This window comes from Pseudomonas sp. LFM046 (assembly GCF_000949385.2).
In the GTDB taxonomy this organism is placed as follows: domain Bacteria; phylum Pseudomonadota; class Gammaproteobacteria; order Pseudomonadales; family Pseudomonadaceae; genus Metapseudomonas.
This window is the reverse complement of sequence record NZ_JYKO02000001.1, coordinates 2209904-2224051: the sequence shown is the minus strand read 5'-3', so window position 1 is coordinate 2224051 and position 14148 is coordinate 2209904. Positions and strand designations below refer to the sequence as shown.

Here is a 14148-nt window from a genome sequence, read left to right as displayed (position 1 = left end):
CCAGGCTACGCATACTTTTTCGCGGAAACCACTTACTGTATCTCGCCAGAAATTGGACTCATGCAATCGGATCAGGAAGATGGCAATGACATGGAAGACGGCTCTCATCGGCCAGGAGAATCCCTCAGCACTGAGGGTTGTCATGACCCTTGGGCTGTATAGCGCCTTAGTGCTTTTCGGAGTTGCCGCCTTCGTGGACTTTGTCCCAACCGCGGGGTGGGCTTCCACAAGTCAGCGCGTCTCCATCTATTTCGCCTGCGCGGTAACTGGTGCGATCTGGTTGCTGCTTGCCATGGGCTATCCCCGCTCTGGCAACGAGGTAAGTCTCAAGAAGAGATTGGTTGCGGCAATGATAACGCCGGTCCTCGTTGCCTTCTTTTCGTGGCTGATTGCTCTCAATGCCCTGCCTGCCATCGCTACATCGTTGTTGGGCAAAAATAACGAGCGCATTGTGGAGTTGACGAAAAAGAAAGTGCATCGTCGTCGGGGCTGCGACCATCAACTGGTCGGGGAGGTTTTTTATAACTCCTTTCCCCACCACCTGTGTGTTTCGAGTAACCAGTTCGAGCAGCTTCCCGAGCGAGGAAAATACACCCTGCAAACGAAGGAGTGGCGCGCAGGCTTCCTGATCCTGGGATTCGAACTCAGAAAGTAACAGTACAGGCGACTCGGCACGTCATGAAGGTGCAGGTAACGTCAAGCTGCAGCAACAGCTTGTACCTCGATGGCCACACCCAGGTTGCGTCGGATCGCATCGAAGATGGCCGCAAGGTTGTCCATACTGGGGTTCCCGCTGGGGGACAGCATGCGATGGAGGCTTTTGCTTGGCTTTGCGGTCAATGCCGCGAGACCTTCGAAGCCGACTGTTGCGTTGACCAGGTCGCGCAGACTCAGACGTGCTGCACCTGGTTCGCCATTGAGGAACAGCGCGGAAGATTCGTCGAGCAGGGCCTTGGCGAACTCTGGATCGCGCTGGGCACGTTCTACTACGGTCTGTTTGCAGTCTCGGATCATGTCCATGGGTCCCCTTTCAGGTTAACGGCACCAGACTGGAGTAATGCATCAGCAGTCCGGGAAAGCCCCTGTCCTCTTGAGCCAGCGTTCAGCCTCCTCCGCCAACCCCAGCATCAACTGACGGTTCTCGATGAGCGCGTGAGCGTTGCCGTGGAAGTAGGCGAGCAGGTAGCTGTTGCCTTGGTCGTCCCTGGCGTAAACAAGCATGCGATCTGTCTTGCGATGAAACGATGTGCTGCGAAGCCAGCGTTTCATCAGAGCAGGCCGCTCTTGCACATCCAGGGTAATGCAGTGGATATGCCGTAAACCTGCCTGGTACACGCTGGGAGGCCGGTGCAGCGGTGCGTCACGACCGAAGTCATGATGAGAGCGATAGCCGCCTGCAGCGTACTCGGTAAAGGCCGATACCAAGCCAGCGAGTACACCTGCTATTTCAGCTGGAGCCTGCTGTAGGTAGTCGTGAAACTGAGGTGATTGATCAATCCGAACGCTTTTCGCCATCCCTGCGCCGTAACATCAACTGGATGTGTAGGCCTGGACGAAATGGTCGGAGATCTCTTTGGAAACCTCATCGGAGAAATGAGGCACGCGGTGCTTCGACGCCATTTGACCAGGCTTGAACGTTTTCTTGACCCGCACGGAAACCTTGGTCCCGTCATTCTGAGACGAACCCGAAGTAATGGTCTTCGCTGTGCTAGTCATAACATCCTCCCCCTCAGGGGTGAGCGATGCGCTCGTCGCTTATGCGCCCGAGTGCCACTGCATAAAGCCTCATGGCCCTTGCGTCTACGCGCTCAACTATACCCGCGAAGCCCAACGTATTCCACTCAGTGCCGGAATCAGTCCCTAAGCCGCCATCCCATACCTCACGTATCGCTCCTCTAGCTTCTTGGCGAGGTGCTTCTTGAGCCAGGTCCGGGACCTGCCCTTCTCGCGGTAGTACTCCTCCACCAGGTGGAAGATCGGCAACGTCTTGAGGGCTGCCCAGCAGGACGGGAAGTCCATGCGGTTACGGGCGAAGAGCGTGATGGCGTGCGCTGTCGGATGGGGTACGTCGCAAGGAGATCCTGCTGCGGGTCAGAGTCGACGTCGACTACTTCACGGTGGAGGTCGTGCAGCGCGACAACGTGACCAAGAAGCGGGAGAACGTGAAGTTCGTGTTCCGCAATGGGGTGAGTGGCGAGCCCTGGCACGCTTCCAGCGTCGGCCGCTGGTTCACTGGTCATCTGAAACGGGCTGGGGTCCGCCACCGCGGCCCGAACCAATGCCGCCACACCTTCGCCAGCCAGGCGCTATCGAGCTACGTGCCGGTCGAATGGGTGGCGCGCCAGCTCGGGCACACCGACACCACCATGGTGAAGAAGCACTATGGCCGGTGGATTCCTTCGGACACCCGCAGCATGGCGGGGATGGTTTCGCAGATGATGGGCTTTCGGACGGATCAGAGCGGCGCCTAGCGGCATGGAAAGCGCTGTTTTTGCCCTAAATTTGCCCTAAACCCCGAACTCCAGAAAGCAAAAACCCCTGACTTCGCTAGGAATATCAGGGGTTTGCTTGAATCGGAAAGTGGCGGTGAGGGAGGGATTCGAACCCTCGATACGGTTTCCCGTATACACACTTTCCAGGCGTGCTCCTTCAACCGCTCGGACACCTCACCGGAATCTCTTCGAGGCGTTGGCCCCGTCGAGGTGCGCTAATTTAGTGGAGTGCTTTCTGGAATGCAAACACTTTTTTCATAAATTTCATGCGTTTATGAAAATTCTTTGCACCTGCCCTGTTCCACTTTGTCTGTCAAGTGGGTGAATGGGCGTTTGCGCGGGGTTTCTGATGGGGATTGCGACCCCGCTGGAGGCTGACTCACCAGTCAGTCTCAGTCCTTTACCTCCACGGTAGCGCTGAGTAACGTCGGTCCACTTCTTAACAAGGAACCCGCCATGAGTGAGCTGATCTCTTACCAACTCGAAGACGGCATCGCCACCCTGACCCTCAGCAACGGTAAGGTGAACGCCATCTCCCCGGATGTGATCGCCGCCTTCAATGCCGCGCTGGATCGCGCTGAACAGGATCGCGCCGTCGTGATCATCACCGGCCAGCCGGGCATCCTCTCCGGTGGTTACGACCTCAAGGTGATGACCTCCGGCCCGCAGAACGCGGTCGCCCTGGTCGCCGCCGGCTCCACCCTGGCCCGCCGCATGCTGGCCCACCCCTACCCCGTCATCGTCGCCTGCCCGGGCCATGCCGTGGCCAAGGGCGCGTTCATTCTGCTGTCGGCGGACTACCGCATCGGCGTCGAGGGCCCCTTCAACATCGGCCTTAACGAAGTGCAGATCGGCATGACCATGCACCATGTCGGCATCGAGCTGGCTCGAGATCGCCTGCGCAAGTCCGCCTTCCACCGCTCAGTGATCAATGGAGAGATGTTCGATCCGCAAGGCGCGCTGGATGCCGGCTTCCTCGACAAAGTCGTCCCCGTCGAGCAGTTGCAGGAAACCGCGCGTGCGGCTGCCCTGCAGTTGAAGAAGATCAACATGACGGCCCACCGCAATACCAAGCTCAAGGTGCGCAAGGCCCTGCTGGAAACCCTGGACGCCGCCATCGAGCTCGATACGCAACACCTGGCCTGAGTGCCTCCCAACGAAAAGCCCCGCGATGCGGGGCTTTTTTCATTGGGATTCCGGGTTACATGGTGCCGTTGTCGTCACCGACATCATGGTCGGGCCCGTCATCCGCGCCCTGCCCCACACCATGATCCTCACCCACGTCGTGATCCGCTCCATCGTCCGCACCGTGTCCTACACCGTGGGGTTCGCCGATGTCATGGTCCGCTCCATCGTCTGCGCCCTGGCCGTCATGACCACTCTCATGACCGCCCTCGCCGCTGTGGCCACCGCCATGGCCGCCGTCGTGACCACCACCATCACCACCGTGGCCGCCACCGCCGCTGCCACCACCTCCTCCACCGCTTCCACCGCCACCGCTACCGCCGCCTCCTCCTCCGCCACCGCTGCCCCCTTCCTTGGCGTAAGCAGTCGATGAGCTGGAAAGGTCGCCCGGCGCGACGGTGAGGGCCATGCCCAGGACTGAGCAGATCGCCACCGCCAGCACGCATTTCTTCAGCACCATGACAGGCCTCCACATCTTCTTGAGGGTCTCCTTCTAAACCCTAGCGGCTGTAACAAGATATTTCAGACCGCCTGACCGGTGGAGGACGCGCACGGTAACAGCGCCAGCCAACCAACCACCGCTTCGACCACCACAGCCGGTGAGCGCAGCCAGGCGCTATGGGCGTTCTCCGAGGCAGGGCGCGGTGACTGCAGCATGCGGACCGCAGGCCGCTCCTGGATCAAGGCCGCCAGGCCACGGGTGGAGGCTTCCGGCGCAAAGGGGTCGCCGACGATGCCAATGAAGAGGGACGGTATCGAGCTTCGATCTGCAGCGGCCAGATCCAGCCCGAGGTGATCGAAATTGCCACTCCACGCAACCTGTCCCCAGTCCCGCATCAGGCGGCGTGCCTCATGCCCACCGAAGCCGATTGCTTTGCCCGGCAGGTAACCCAAAACCGCCGTGAGCAGGTTGAAGAGCACCGCGACGCTGGGCGTCAGCAACCTGCGTCGGCCCTCCCAGTGGCGATAATGGATATTGCCGCAGGCCACCCCGACCACAGCGACATCGGCGTCCGGGTTGGCCGCCGCGAAAAGGGTTGCGATATGCCCGCCCAGGCTATGTCCGAGCAGGACCTGGCGTTTGCCGGGAAAGTGCTGCCGGGCAGCGGCCAGCAGGCTTGGAACAAACTCGTCCACCAGATCCCGATACCCGTAATCCAGCCGGCGATTCGGCTTTGGACCACTTTCGCCCTGACCGGGCCAGTCCACCACCAGCACCTGATTTCCAGCCGCCACCAGGCTCAGGGCGAAGGCCTCGTATTTGCGCGCCGCCACGCCAAGAGCCGGCAACAGGATCAGCACCGGTCCTGGGGCGGCCGATTGGTAGACCCGGTAGGGGCAGTGAAATCGCCCTCCGGCAAAGCTGAAGGCCTCGGCCATCCCTGTTCTCCTTGTTCTGATCGAGTGGCGTGGACAATCTAGAGCAGTTGCTCAACCCCTGCCATTGCAGAACCCCGGCCATCGGCAAGACTCTGAAGACAAGGCGCGGTAATCTCCGCGTCATGCTTCCAGCCAACGGATGAAGGAATCGCTGAGCCATGGGTAGAGTCGTTGCCGCCGCTGTATACACCAAGGGCCGGAGAGTCACCGACATAACCCTCGACGAAGGTCTCCAGTGGGCCAGCAAGCCTGGCCATTTCGTATGGATAGGCCTGCACGACCCTGGCGCTGAAGAACTCAGCAACCTGCAGCGTCAGTTCGACCTGCACGAACTGGCCCTCGAAGACGCCCTGACGCGCCACACCCGCCCCAAGCTGGAGACTTTCGGCGACGCCCTGTTCTTGGTGGTCTACTCGCCCATCGAGGTAGACGGTGAATTGCAGTTCATCGAGACCCAGCTGTTCGCCGGCAAGGGCTACATCATCAGCGCCCGCTACGGCGAATCCGCGCCCTACTCCCGCGTTCGTCAGCGCTGCGAAGCCCGACCGCTGCTCCTGGAGCACGGCGAGGACTTCGTCCTGTATTCGCTGCTCAGCTTCGTGATGGAGAACTACCGGCCCATGATGGACAGCTTCCATTCAGAGCTGGAGAAGATCGAGCAGAACGTCCTTGAGCGCCCGCTGGACCAAGCCGATGTGGAGCGTATCTCCTGCCTGCGCCGCGACCTGCTGCGCATGCGCCGCTACATCGGCCCCATGGGGGAAATCTGCGAGGAGTTGCAGCGCCTGGACTTCCCCTTCATCGACAAGCACATGCGCCCGTACTTCCGCGACATCTCGATTCACGTCAAGCGCCTGCTGGAAGACCTCACCGCCCTGCGCGAGATGGCCGACCACGCCATCGAGATCGGCCTGCTCCTGGAGTCATCCCGGCAAAGCGTGGTGCAGCGCAAGTTCGCCGCCTGGGCAGCCATCCTCGCCTTCCCCACCGCCATTGCCGGCCTCTACGGCATGAACTTCCAGTACATGCCTGAACTCACCTGGCACTACGGCTACTTCGGCGTCCTTGGGGTGGTGGCGACCGGCTGCACGGCGCTCTACGCCAGCTTCAAACACTACGGCTGGCTCTAGCCGCCAAACGCCGCAACGAAAAAGCCCGCCGAATTGGCGGGCTTTTCATGTCCGGACCGAAGGTTCAGGCGGCGCGGTCGCGGGCGACGAAGCGCATCATCCACTCAGCGACAGCGGTACCCTGATGGGCGCGATCCAGGCTGCTCACGCCCTGCTTGTAGACCTCGTCACCCAGGAAATCCTGGCGCAGGTCCAGCAACGCGCGGGAGTAGTCATGAACGAATTCCGGGTGGCCCTGGAAGCACAGCACCTGGTCACCGATGGTATAGGCGGCGTTCGGGCAGAAGTCGCTGGAAGCCAGCAGGGTGGCGTTCGCCGGCAGTTCGGTGACCTGGTCCTGATGGCTGATCAGCAGGGTCAGATCCTCCAGTGCGGGCGTCATCCATTCCGGCTTTTGCTTCAACTGGTAACTGTGGGTACCCACACCCCAACCCTGGGTGGCGCGCTCGGTGCGACCGCCAAGCAACAGAGCCAGCAACTGGTGGCCGAAGCACACGCCCAGCAGCTTGTCGCCGGCCTCGTAGCGCTCCAGCAGGAACTCCTTGAGTTTCACGATCCAGGGATCGTTTCCGAAGGAATCGGCCTTGCTGCCAGTCACCAGATACGCGTCGAACCGCTCCCCATCAGGCGGGTAATGCCCCTGCACCACGTTATAGGCACTGAACTCCGCGGCAATCGGCTGTTTGGCAAACAGCTGCTCGAACATCAGGCCGTAGCCTTTGTATTGGTCGACCAGTTCGGGGCGGAGAATGTCAGTTTCGAGAATGCAGATGCGAAGTGGCATTAGCTCATGGTTCCTGAAATGCAGAGAGACTCTATGTAGGGAAAATGTGCGTTTTATTTAACACAGCACAGAAGTGATTGAAATACCGCTCGGTCCATTCGCCCAGCATGAGAATTCAATGGGGCCATTGAAGGCCTCAATAGCCCTGCCACTCCTCCCCCGGTCTGCCTGCCACGTGGCTCTAGCACGCGGCCTCTCGAAGCACGTCAAGGAAAATTGACAGCGTCCGAAGGAACTATTGGTCCCGTCGATAGTTACCATGCTTGAACGTCGTTTTTTCATCGAAACGTTTTTCGCGACTCTACGCCCATCCCAAGTCCCCCGGTCGCGGAGAGTCCACAGATGAGCAACCTCACCCTCAAATACGCACGCAACGGCGCCCTCGCCAGCCTCGGCCTGTATTTCGTCGTGGTGATGGTGGTTCTCGCTGTCAGCTTCGGTTACGAGCGCGGCCGCATCGGAGTGAGTCCCACGGACGCCTCCATGGGCTTCTACCAGCAACTCAGCCAGAGCATCCCGGTGCTGCTGGCGAGCCAGAAAAAGTCGACCGGCAGACACCAGGGCTGACATCAGGAACAGGCGCCAGCGAAATGAAACAGCACAGAAACCGACTCTATTTCCTGACCGCCCTGGCCGTCATGACCAACGGATTCTCGTTGATCGGCTGGGCCCACGGCTCCGTAGGTGCGGTGGCCAAGAACATAGAAGCCAATCACAACATGAGCCGTGGCATCACCACCGAGCTGGCGCTGCGTGGCCATTCCGGCAACCCGCCGCAGCGCGATCTGCCCCAGGTTCCCGCACCGTTCAAGTTGGACTGCCTGGAGAAGGGCACCTGTGTCTGGATGGGCTGAGCCCCTGGCCAGATCCATCTGGCGCGGCACGTCAGGCCCAAAGGAAAACCGGCTCACAAGGAGCCGGTTTTTCGTTTCTCAAGGCCGCCTCAGAACCACTCGCCCCTGGCCGCCTTGTCCAACAGCAGCGCCGGCGGCTCGAAGCGCTCGCCGTACTGCTCAGCCAGGTAACGGGCGCGGGCGACGAAGTCACGCGGGCCGTACTGGTTGATGAACTGCAGCGCCCCGCCCGTCCAGGCAGCGAAGCCGATGCCGAAGATGGAACCAACGTTGGCATCGGCGGTGGAGTGCAACACACCCTCCTCCACGCAACGCACGGTCTCGATGGCCTGGATGAAGAGAATGCGGTCGCGAACGTCCTCCTGCGGGATCTGCTTGTCGGCCTTTTCGAAGCGTGCCTTCAGCTCCGGCCACAGGTGTTTCCTGCCCCCCGCCGGGTAGTCGTAGAAGCCGCCACCCGCCGCTTTGCCGGGGCGCTTGTACTCGTTGACCATCAGATCGATCACGGCGAAGGCCGGATGCAGCGGCATGACCTTGCCTTCGGCCTTGAGGTCCTCGGCCGTCTGGTTGCGGATATGGGTCATCAGGCTCATGGACACTTCATCGGAAATGGCCAGGGGCCCCACCGGCATACCGGCCTTGCGGGTCTCGTTCTCGATCATCGCGGCGGAGACGCCCTCGCCCAGCATCGCGATGCCTTCATTGGTGAAGGTGCCGAACACCCGCGAGGTGAAGAAGCCGCGGCTGTCGTTGACCACGATGGGGGTCTTCTTGATCTGCAGGACGTAGTCAAAAGCACGGGCCAGGGTTTCGTCCGAGGTCTTCTCGCCACGGATGATCTCCACCAGCGGCATGCGGTCCACCGGGCTGAAGAAATGCAGGCCGATGAACTTCTCGGGTTTCGACACCGCCTTCGCCAGACCGGTGATGGGCAAGGTGGAAGTATTGGAGGCGATTACTGCATCCGGTAGCGCGGCAGCTTCAGCGGCGGCGCTGACCTTGCCCTTCAACTCGCGATTCTCGAACACGGCCTCGATGATCAAATCGCAGCCTTCGAAGTCCGCATCGCTGGCGGTGGGTTTGATCCGCGCGAGGATACTGTCGCGTGTCTCGACGGCCATGTGGCCACGGCTCACCAGCGGGTCCAGCAGGCCTTGCGAGTAGGCCTTGCCCTTCTCCGCCGCTTCAACCGACACGTCCTTGAGCACCACGTCGATGCCGGCGATGGCCGAGACATAGGCGATGCCCGCGCCCATCATGCCGGCGCCGAGCACACCCACCTTCCTGGTCACATAGGGTGCTGGGCCCTTGGGCCGCGAGCTGCCGGCATTGATCTGGTTCAGTTGGAACCAGAAGGTGCCGATCATGTTCTTCGCCACTTGGCCGGTGGTCAGCTCGGTGAAGTAGCGCGCCTCGATCAGCTGGGCGGTATCGAAGTCCACCTGGGCGCCCTCCACGGCGGCGCACATGATTTTCTCCGGCGCCGGGAAACAGCCCTTGGTCTTGTCCCGCAGCACGGACGGGGCAATGGCCAGCATCTGCGCCACATTGGGGCTGGATGGGGTGCCGCCGGGAATCTTGTAGCCCGGCGCATCCCAGGGCTGCACGGCCTTGGGATTCGCGGCAATCCAGGCACGGGCCTTGGCGAGCAGGTCCGCCTGATCCTGGGCCAGATCGTGTATCAGACCAGCCTTGAGGGCCTGCTCCGGACGCACTTTCCTGCCCTCGGCCAGATACGGCAGTGCCTTCTCGATGCCCAACAGGCGAACCATGCGCACCACGCCGCCACCGCCGGGCAGAAGGCCGAGGGTCACTTCCGGAAGGCCCAGTTGCACGCTGTTGTCGTTCAGGGCGATGCGGTGATGGCAGGCCAGGCAGATTTCCCAGCCGCCACCCAGCGCGGCGCCGTTGATGGCAGCCACCACGGGCTTGCCGAGGGTTTCCAGGCGGCGCAGCTGGCCCTTGATGCCCAGCACCATCTGGTAGAAGGCACTGGCGTCGGCCTTGCTGACCTTGATCAGCTCATTGAGGTCGCCGCCGGCGAAGAAGGTCTTCTTGCCCGAGGTGATGATCACACCGGCGATGCTGTCTTTCTCGGCTTCGAGGCGTTCGACGGTCTTGCCCATGGCCTCGCGGTACACCGCATTCATGGTGTTGGCGCTCTGGCCGGGCATGTCCAGGGTCAGGACGACGATATTGTCCTGGCCTTTTTCGTATCGGATGGCGTCTGTCATTTTTCTTCTCCGCCTCAAACCTTCTCGATGATCGTTGCGATACCCATGCCGCCGCCTACGCAGAGGGTGGCCAGGCCGTAGCGCAGATTGCGCGCCTCCAGCTCATCCAGCAGGGTGCCGAGGATGGCGCAGCCGGTGGCGCCCAGCGGGTGGCCCATGGCGATGGAGCCGCCGTTGACGTTGACCTTGTCCTCCGGCACGCCCATGTCCTTCATGAACTTCATCACCACCGAGGCGAAGGCTTCGTTCACCTCGAACAGGTCGATGTCCTCCACCTTCAGGCCGGCCTTGGCCAGGGCCTTGCGAGTGGCCGGTGCGGGGCCGGTGAGCATGATGGTCGGGTCGGTGCTGGTGACGGCGGTCGCGACAATGCGCGCCCGAGGCTTCAGCCCCAACTCCCGGCCCTTGGCAGCGGAGCCGATGAGCATGGCGGCGGCGCCGTCGACGATGCCGGAGCTGTTGCCCGGGGTATGCACGTGCTCGATACGCTCGACCTGGCTGTATTTGCGCAGGGCGGTGGCGTCGAAGCCCATCTGCCCCATCATCTCGAAACTGGGTTTCAGGGCGCCAAGGCCTTCCAGGGTGGAGTCGCCACGAATGAACTCATCGTGGTCCAGCAGCACGACGCCGTTCTGGTCGATGACCGGAACCAGGGATTTCTCGAACGCACCGCTGGCACGGGCGAGAGCAGCCTTCTGCTGGGAACGCAGGGCGAAGGCATCGACATCCGCGCGGCTGAAGCCCTCCAGGGTGGCGATCAGGTCGGCGCCGATACCCTGGGGCACGAAGCTGGTGTGGAAGTTGGTTTCCGGGTCCATGGCCCAGGCGCCGCCATCCGATCCCATGGGCACGCGGGACATGGATTCCACGCCACCGGCCACCACCAGATCCTCGAAGCCCGAGCGCACCTTCATCGCCGCCAGGTTCACCGCCTCCAGGCCCGAGGCGCAGAACCGGTTGATCTGCTGGCCCGAGACCGTTTCGTCCCAGTCGGCCACCAACGCGGCCGTCTTGGCGATGTCGGCCCCCTGGTCGCCTACCGGAGTCACGCAACCAAGGACGATGTCGTCCACCTGGCTGGTGTCCAGGTCGTTGCGCTCGGCCAGGGCGCGCAGCAGGCCGGCGATCAGGTTGACCGGCTTGACGCTGTACAGAGCGCCATCCTTCTTGCCCTTGCCGCGGGGCGTGCGCACCGCGTCGAAAATGAATGCTTCGGTCATGGCGTCCTCTTGAGGCAGCTGGGCGGCACCTGGAGTGCCTGTTGTTCTTGTACGTTCTCCGCCGGCTTCCCGGCAGGCCGTGGCTACCTTATCGCTATAGGCCATGGGCTCAATGACGGAAATGCTCAGCACCATTGACCGCTGCGCTCAGACGAACGGTCAGGTAGTGGCCAGCTGCTGGCCAACATGAAAGGAATGTGTCTGGCCTCGGGACCTTCACCGAAGACCCGCGAAACTCAATAGCCAGGAATTACTAGGGAACGGTTGGTAGTCACCAACCGATATAAGGGGAATGTGATGCGCCCCCTAGAGTTGGAAATGCAAGTGGCCGCTGCCGGGTTATGCCGGGGCGGCCTTTTGTCCCTAGCCACGGAGGAAGGCACGGATGGGGCCGGCCGTAGGGAGCCCCGTCCGAGGCGTCTCCAACAACAATAAAGGCAGTTGGCCATGTTCAAGCAGCCGAAAATGCGGCAAGCGAGCCTGATCGTCTTTGCCACCACAGTGATTCTCATCCTTCCCAACCTGACCCGTCTGGTCAGCTGATCATCACCGCAACCACTGGTCATCCTGTGCTGCGCACCGCCCCGAGGCGGTCAACGCAGCGCGGGTAGCCACCATGCCAGCAGCACTGGAATCAACACGAAGGACAGCAGCGTCGAGCACATCACCAGGCTCGCCACCGCTTCCGGCGAACGGCCTGCGCGTACCGCGAACAGATAGTTGAACACTGCCACCGGCATTGCCGACTGCATCACCAGCACGCCCTGGGCGAGCGGCGGCAGCCCGAGCAGCCAGCCCACCAGCCAGCCTGCGGCAGCGCCACAGAGAATCCGCAGGGCGCCCAGCAGCATGCCGTTGCCCAGGTGATGCACCCGGATGCTGGCGAGCGACACTCCAAGGGTCAGCAGCATCAGCGGAATGGTCATGCCGCCCAACAGGCCGATGGTGTTGGTCAGCCAGCGCGGCAGCTCGATGTCCCAGATCACCAGTGGCAGGGCCAACGCCAGGCTGATGATGATGGGATTGGCCAGCAGCCGTCTTGGCGATCGCTCACTGCCGGACAACAGCAGGCCCAGGCTGAAATGCCCCACCGAAAGCACCAGGAAGAAAGCCACCGCGAGCGCCAGCCCCTTCTCGCCGAAGGCATAGAGGGTAATGGGCAGCCCCATGTTGCCGGAGTTGGGAAACAGATAGGCCGGCACCAGGATGCGCCAGTCCTGGCGGAACACCCGGCTGAGCAAGGTGCCGATCAGCCCCATCGCCAGCATCACCAGCAGGCAGGCGATGGCCAGTTGGCCGAAGGCGTGGCGGTCGATCTCGGTACGGCTGAGGGTGGAGAGCACCAGGCTTGGCGTGCCGACATTCAGCACCAGGCGTGCGATGAATTCAGTGGGATAGGGCTGTCCGGAACGGGCCCAACCGTAGCCGATGCCGGCCACTATCAGCACCGGCGCCATGACCGCAAACAACTCGGCCAGCATGGCCTCTCCTTAAGAGCTGAAGACGCCCGAAACGGGCTTCGAAAAAAGCTCTGGTTATGACGGAAAGCCGCGATCCTAACGGCCTGCGCCCCCTTCGGGCAATTGTGATAATTTGCCCGGACATGCCTTAGAAGGAGCCATCGTCATGCGAAACCTCCTTGCAGTTCTCCTCCTCTCCCTGAGCCTGCCGGCTGCCGCCGGCGATACCGACCAGGCTGCCGCCGTCGAAGCCATGCAGCAGCCCAATGCCGTTCTTATCGATGTACGTACCCCGGAAGAAATCGCCCAGGGCGCAATCCCCGGCGCACGCAATATCGGCTTTGAAGAAATCGGTCAGCGAATCACCGAAGTCGCGCCGGACAAGAACACCCCCATAGTGGTTTACTGCCGCAGCGGCCGCCGCTCCGGCATCGCCCAGGACACCCTGCAGGGATTGGGCTACAACCGAGTGATCAATGGCGGCGGCTACCTGGACCTGAAGACCGCCCTGCACAAGGATTGATCGATGCGCAACGTGCTGCTCGCCCTGCTCTTCTGTATTACCCCGCTCCACGCCGCCGAACTGACACTGGACCTACCCGGCGGCTCCCGCACCTGGGATACGGCCACCCTCCTCGACCATCCCCAAGTGCGGGAAGTGACCATTGCCGACGATGTTTCCTACAAGAAAACCATGCGCTATCGCGCCGTCCCCCTGGCAGCGCTGCTGGATGGTGTGACACCGGCGCAGCACTTGCAGGCCGTGGCCCTGGACGGCTTCGCCGCCGAACTGACTGCCGGGCCTCTGCTCGCCAAGGATGGCGCCCGCGCCTGGCTGGCCATCGAAGACCCGTCACACCCCTGGCCGCCCATCGCCGAGGGCAAGCCCAGCGCAGGCCCCTTCTACCTGGTGTGGACCGATCCCAAGGCCGCCGGCATCGGCCCTGAGCAGTGGCCCTTCCAGGTGACGCGCATCCGCTATCTGCCCTCGGTGGCCGAGCGCTTCCCGGCCCTGCTTCCGGCAACCAATGCCGCGCCTGAGGTACAGGCCGGTTTTGCCCAATTCCAGAAAAACTGCCTGGCCTGCCACCGCCTGAACGGCGCGGGCGATGCCCAGTTCGGCCCGGACCTGAACATCCCCCACAACCCCACCGAATACCTGGCTGGTGACTTCCTTCCCCGCTACATCCGCGACCCGCAGAGCCTGCGCCGCTGGCCCCAGGGCAAGATGCCGGGCTTTTCGAAGGAGGCGATCAGTGATGAGGAGCTGGGGCAGTTGATTGGCTATCTGCGGCATATGAGCGGCCGCAAAGTGCATTGACGCCCAAACTATCTCCATCGGATCCGACATTCCTTTATGGACTTCCCCTCCTTACTCGCCGGAGTTAAAGCTGAACTCGGCTTACTCA

General features: G+C 62.0%; 15 protein-coding genes, 1 tRNA gene and 1 pseudogene. 9 read left to right on the top strand and 8 right to left on the bottom strand.

Annotated elements, in window-relative coordinates:
• Positions 1-85: 85 nt before the first annotated feature.
• Positions 86-655, top strand: coding sequence for a hypothetical protein (locus tag TQ98_RS10320; protein WP_044875334.1), 570 nt, complete (start codon positions 86-88; stop codon positions 653-655).
• A 41-nt stretch (positions 656-696) separates the two neighbouring features.
• On the opposite strand, the gene TQ98_RS10315 is transcribed toward TQ98_RS10320, so the two are convergent.
• On the bottom strand, positions 697-1020 hold the full coding sequence (locus TQ98_RS10315; RefSeq protein WP_044875333.1) for a transcriptional regulator: 324 nt from the start codon (positions 1018-1020) through the stop codon (positions 697-699).
• 42 nt (positions 1021-1062) lie between these two features.
• Complete coding sequence (locus TQ98_RS10310) at positions 1063-1515, bottom strand: type II toxin-antitoxin system YafO family toxin (protein WP_082073321.1); 453 nt, start codon at positions 1513-1515, stop codon at positions 1063-1065.
• A 602-nt stretch (positions 1516-2117) separates the two neighbouring features.
• On the opposite strand from TQ98_RS10310, the pseudogene TQ98_RS10295 reads away from it, so the two are divergent.
• Positions 2118-2471 (top strand): annotated as a pseudogene (locus tag TQ98_RS10295) (tyrosine-type recombinase/integrase); the annotation flags it as partial.
• Positions 2472-2581: 110 nt separating this feature from the next.
• On the opposite strand, the gene TQ98_RS10290 reads toward TQ98_RS10295, so the two are convergent.
• A tRNA-Ser gene (locus TQ98_RS10290) sits at positions 2582-2671 on the bottom strand.
• 277 nt (positions 2672-2948) lie between these two features.
• Between TQ98_RS10290 and TQ98_RS10285 the strand changes: the two genes are divergently transcribed.
• A complete protein-coding gene (locus tag TQ98_RS10285) occupies positions 2949-3638 on the top strand; it encodes a crotonase/enoyl-CoA hydratase family protein (protein WP_044875330.1) in 690 nt (229 codons plus the stop codon).
• Positions 3639-3723: 85 nt separating this feature from the next.
• A complete protein-coding gene (locus TQ98_RS27885) occupies positions 3724-4050 on the top strand; it encodes a hypothetical protein (protein WP_044875329.1) in 327 nt (108 codons plus the stop codon).
• A 149-nt stretch (positions 4051-4199) separates the two neighbouring features.
• Here the strand turns inward: TQ98_RS27885 and TQ98_RS10275 are convergent, their stop codons facing one another.
• A complete protein-coding gene (locus tag TQ98_RS10275; RefSeq protein ID WP_044875328.1) occupies positions 4200-5057 on the bottom strand; it encodes an alpha/beta fold hydrolase in 858 nt (285 codons plus the stop codon).
• A gap of 158 nt (positions 5058-5215) precedes the next feature.
• Here TQ98_RS10275 and TQ98_RS10270 point away from each other — a divergent pair, with 158 nt between their 5' ends.
• Positions 5216-6187: a magnesium and cobalt transport protein CorA gene (locus TQ98_RS10270; RefSeq protein WP_044875327.1), complete on the top strand. Its 972-nt coding sequence runs from the start codon at positions 5216-5218 to the stop codon at positions 6185-6187.
• Between the two features lie 64 nt (positions 6188-6251).
• Here the strand turns inward: TQ98_RS10270 and TQ98_RS10265 are convergent, their stop codons facing one another.
• Entirely contained in the window at positions 6252-6971 is a 720-nt protein-coding gene (locus tag TQ98_RS10265; protein ID WP_044875326.1) for an amidotransferase, read from the bottom strand.
• Positions 6972-7313: 342 nt separating this feature from the next.
• Here TQ98_RS10265 and TQ98_RS10260 point away from each other — a divergent pair, with 342 nt between their 5' ends.
• Together TQ98_RS10260 and TQ98_RS10255 are read left to right on the top strand one after the other, a co-directional pair.
• Positions 7314-7538 (top strand): hypothetical protein, encoded by a 225-nt coding sequence (locus TQ98_RS10260; RefSeq protein WP_044875325.1) that lies wholly within the window; start codon positions 7314-7316, stop codon positions 7536-7538.
• A 23-nt stretch (positions 7539-7561) separates the two neighbouring features.
• Complete coding sequence (locus TQ98_RS10255; protein WP_044875324.1) at positions 7562-7825, top strand: hypothetical protein; 264 nt, start codon at positions 7562-7564, stop codon at positions 7823-7825.
• An 89-nt stretch (positions 7826-7914) separates the two neighbouring features.
• Here TQ98_RS10255 and TQ98_RS10250 read toward each other — a convergent pair whose 3' ends face one another.
• From TQ98_RS10250 to TQ98_RS10240, 3 genes are all read right to left on the bottom strand, one after another.
• Positions 7915-10059, bottom strand: coding sequence for a 3-hydroxyacyl-CoA dehydrogenase NAD-binding domain-containing protein (locus TQ98_RS10250; protein ID WP_044875323.1), 2145 nt, complete (start codon positions 10057-10059; stop codon positions 7915-7917).
• A gap of 14 nt (positions 10060-10073) precedes the next feature.
• Positions 10074-11279, bottom strand: coding sequence for an acetyl-CoA C-acetyltransferase (locus TQ98_RS10245; RefSeq protein ID WP_044875322.1), 1206 nt, complete (start codon positions 11277-11279; stop codon positions 10074-10076).
• Between the two features lie 593 nt (positions 11280-11872).
• Complete coding sequence (locus TQ98_RS10240; RefSeq protein ID WP_044875321.1) at positions 11873-12760, bottom strand: AEC family transporter; 888 nt, start codon at positions 12758-12760, stop codon at positions 11873-11875.
• Between the two features lie 145 nt (positions 12761-12905).
• Here TQ98_RS10240 and TQ98_RS10235 point away from each other — a divergent pair, with 145 nt between their 5' ends.
• Entirely contained in the window at positions 12906-13262 is a 357-nt protein-coding gene (locus tag TQ98_RS10235; protein ID WP_044875320.1) for a rhodanese-like domain-containing protein, read from the top strand.
• Positions 13263-13265: 3 nt separating this feature from the next.
• Positions 13266-14060: a cytochrome c gene (locus TQ98_RS10230; RefSeq protein ID WP_044875319.1), complete on the top strand. Its 795-nt coding sequence runs from the start codon at positions 13266-13268 to the stop codon at positions 14058-14060.
• Positions 14061-14148 lie beyond the last annotated feature (88 nt).

Bases quoted from the DNA above. Each gene is read 5' to 3' on its own strand.
- TQ98_RS10320 (WP_044875334.1), top strand. From the start codon at position 86: ATGACATGGAAGACGGCTCTCATCGGCCAGGAGAATCCCTCAGCACTG.
- TQ98_RS10315 (WP_044875333.1), bottom strand. From the start codon at position 1,020: ATGGACATGATCCGAGACTGCAAACAGACCGTAGTAGAACGTGCCCAG.
- TQ98_RS10310 (WP_082073321.1), bottom strand. From the start codon at position 1,515: ATGGCGAAAAGCGTTCGGATTGATCAATCACCTCAGTTTCACGACTAC.
- TQ98_RS10285 (WP_044875330.1), top strand. From the start codon at position 2,949: ATGAGTGAGCTGATCTCTTACCAACTCGAAGACGGCATCGCCACCCTG.
- TQ98_RS27885 (WP_044875329.1), top strand. From the start codon at position 3,724: ATGGTCGGGCCCGTCATCCGCGCCCTGCCCCACACCATGATCCTCACC.
- TQ98_RS10275 (WP_044875328.1), bottom strand. From the start codon at position 5,057: ATGGCCGAGGCCTTCAGCTTTGCCGGAGGGCGATTTCACTGCCCCTAC.
- TQ98_RS10270 (WP_044875327.1), top strand. From the start codon at position 5,216: ATGGGTAGAGTCGTTGCCGCCGCTGTATACACCAAGGGCCGGAGAGTC.
- TQ98_RS10265 (WP_044875326.1), bottom strand. From the start codon at position 6,971: ATGCCACTTCGCATCTGCATTCTCGAAACTGACATTCTCCGCCCCGAA.
- TQ98_RS10260 (WP_044875325.1), top strand. From the start codon at position 7,314: ATGAGCAACCTCACCCTCAAATACGCACGCAACGGCGCCCTCGCCAGC.
- TQ98_RS10255 (WP_044875324.1), top strand. From the start codon at position 7,562: ATGAAACAGCACAGAAACCGACTCTATTTCCTGACCGCCCTGGCCGTC.
- TQ98_RS10250 (WP_044875323.1), bottom strand. From the start codon at position 10,059: ATGACAGACGCCATCCGATACGAAAAAGGCCAGGACAATATCGTCGTC.
- TQ98_RS10245 (WP_044875322.1), bottom strand. From the start codon at position 11,279: ATGACCGAAGCATTCATTTTCGACGCGGTGCGCACGCCCCGCGGCAAG.
- TQ98_RS10240 (WP_044875321.1), bottom strand. From the start codon at position 12,760: ATGCTGGCCGAGTTGTTTGCGGTCATGGCGCCGGTGCTGATAGTGGCC.
- TQ98_RS10235 (WP_044875320.1), top strand. From the start codon at position 12,906: ATGCGAAACCTCCTTGCAGTTCTCCTCCTCTCCCTGAGCCTGCCGGCT.
- TQ98_RS10230 (WP_044875319.1), top strand. From the start codon at position 13,266: ATGCGCAACGTGCTGCTCGCCCTGCTCTTCTGTATTACCCCGCTCCAC.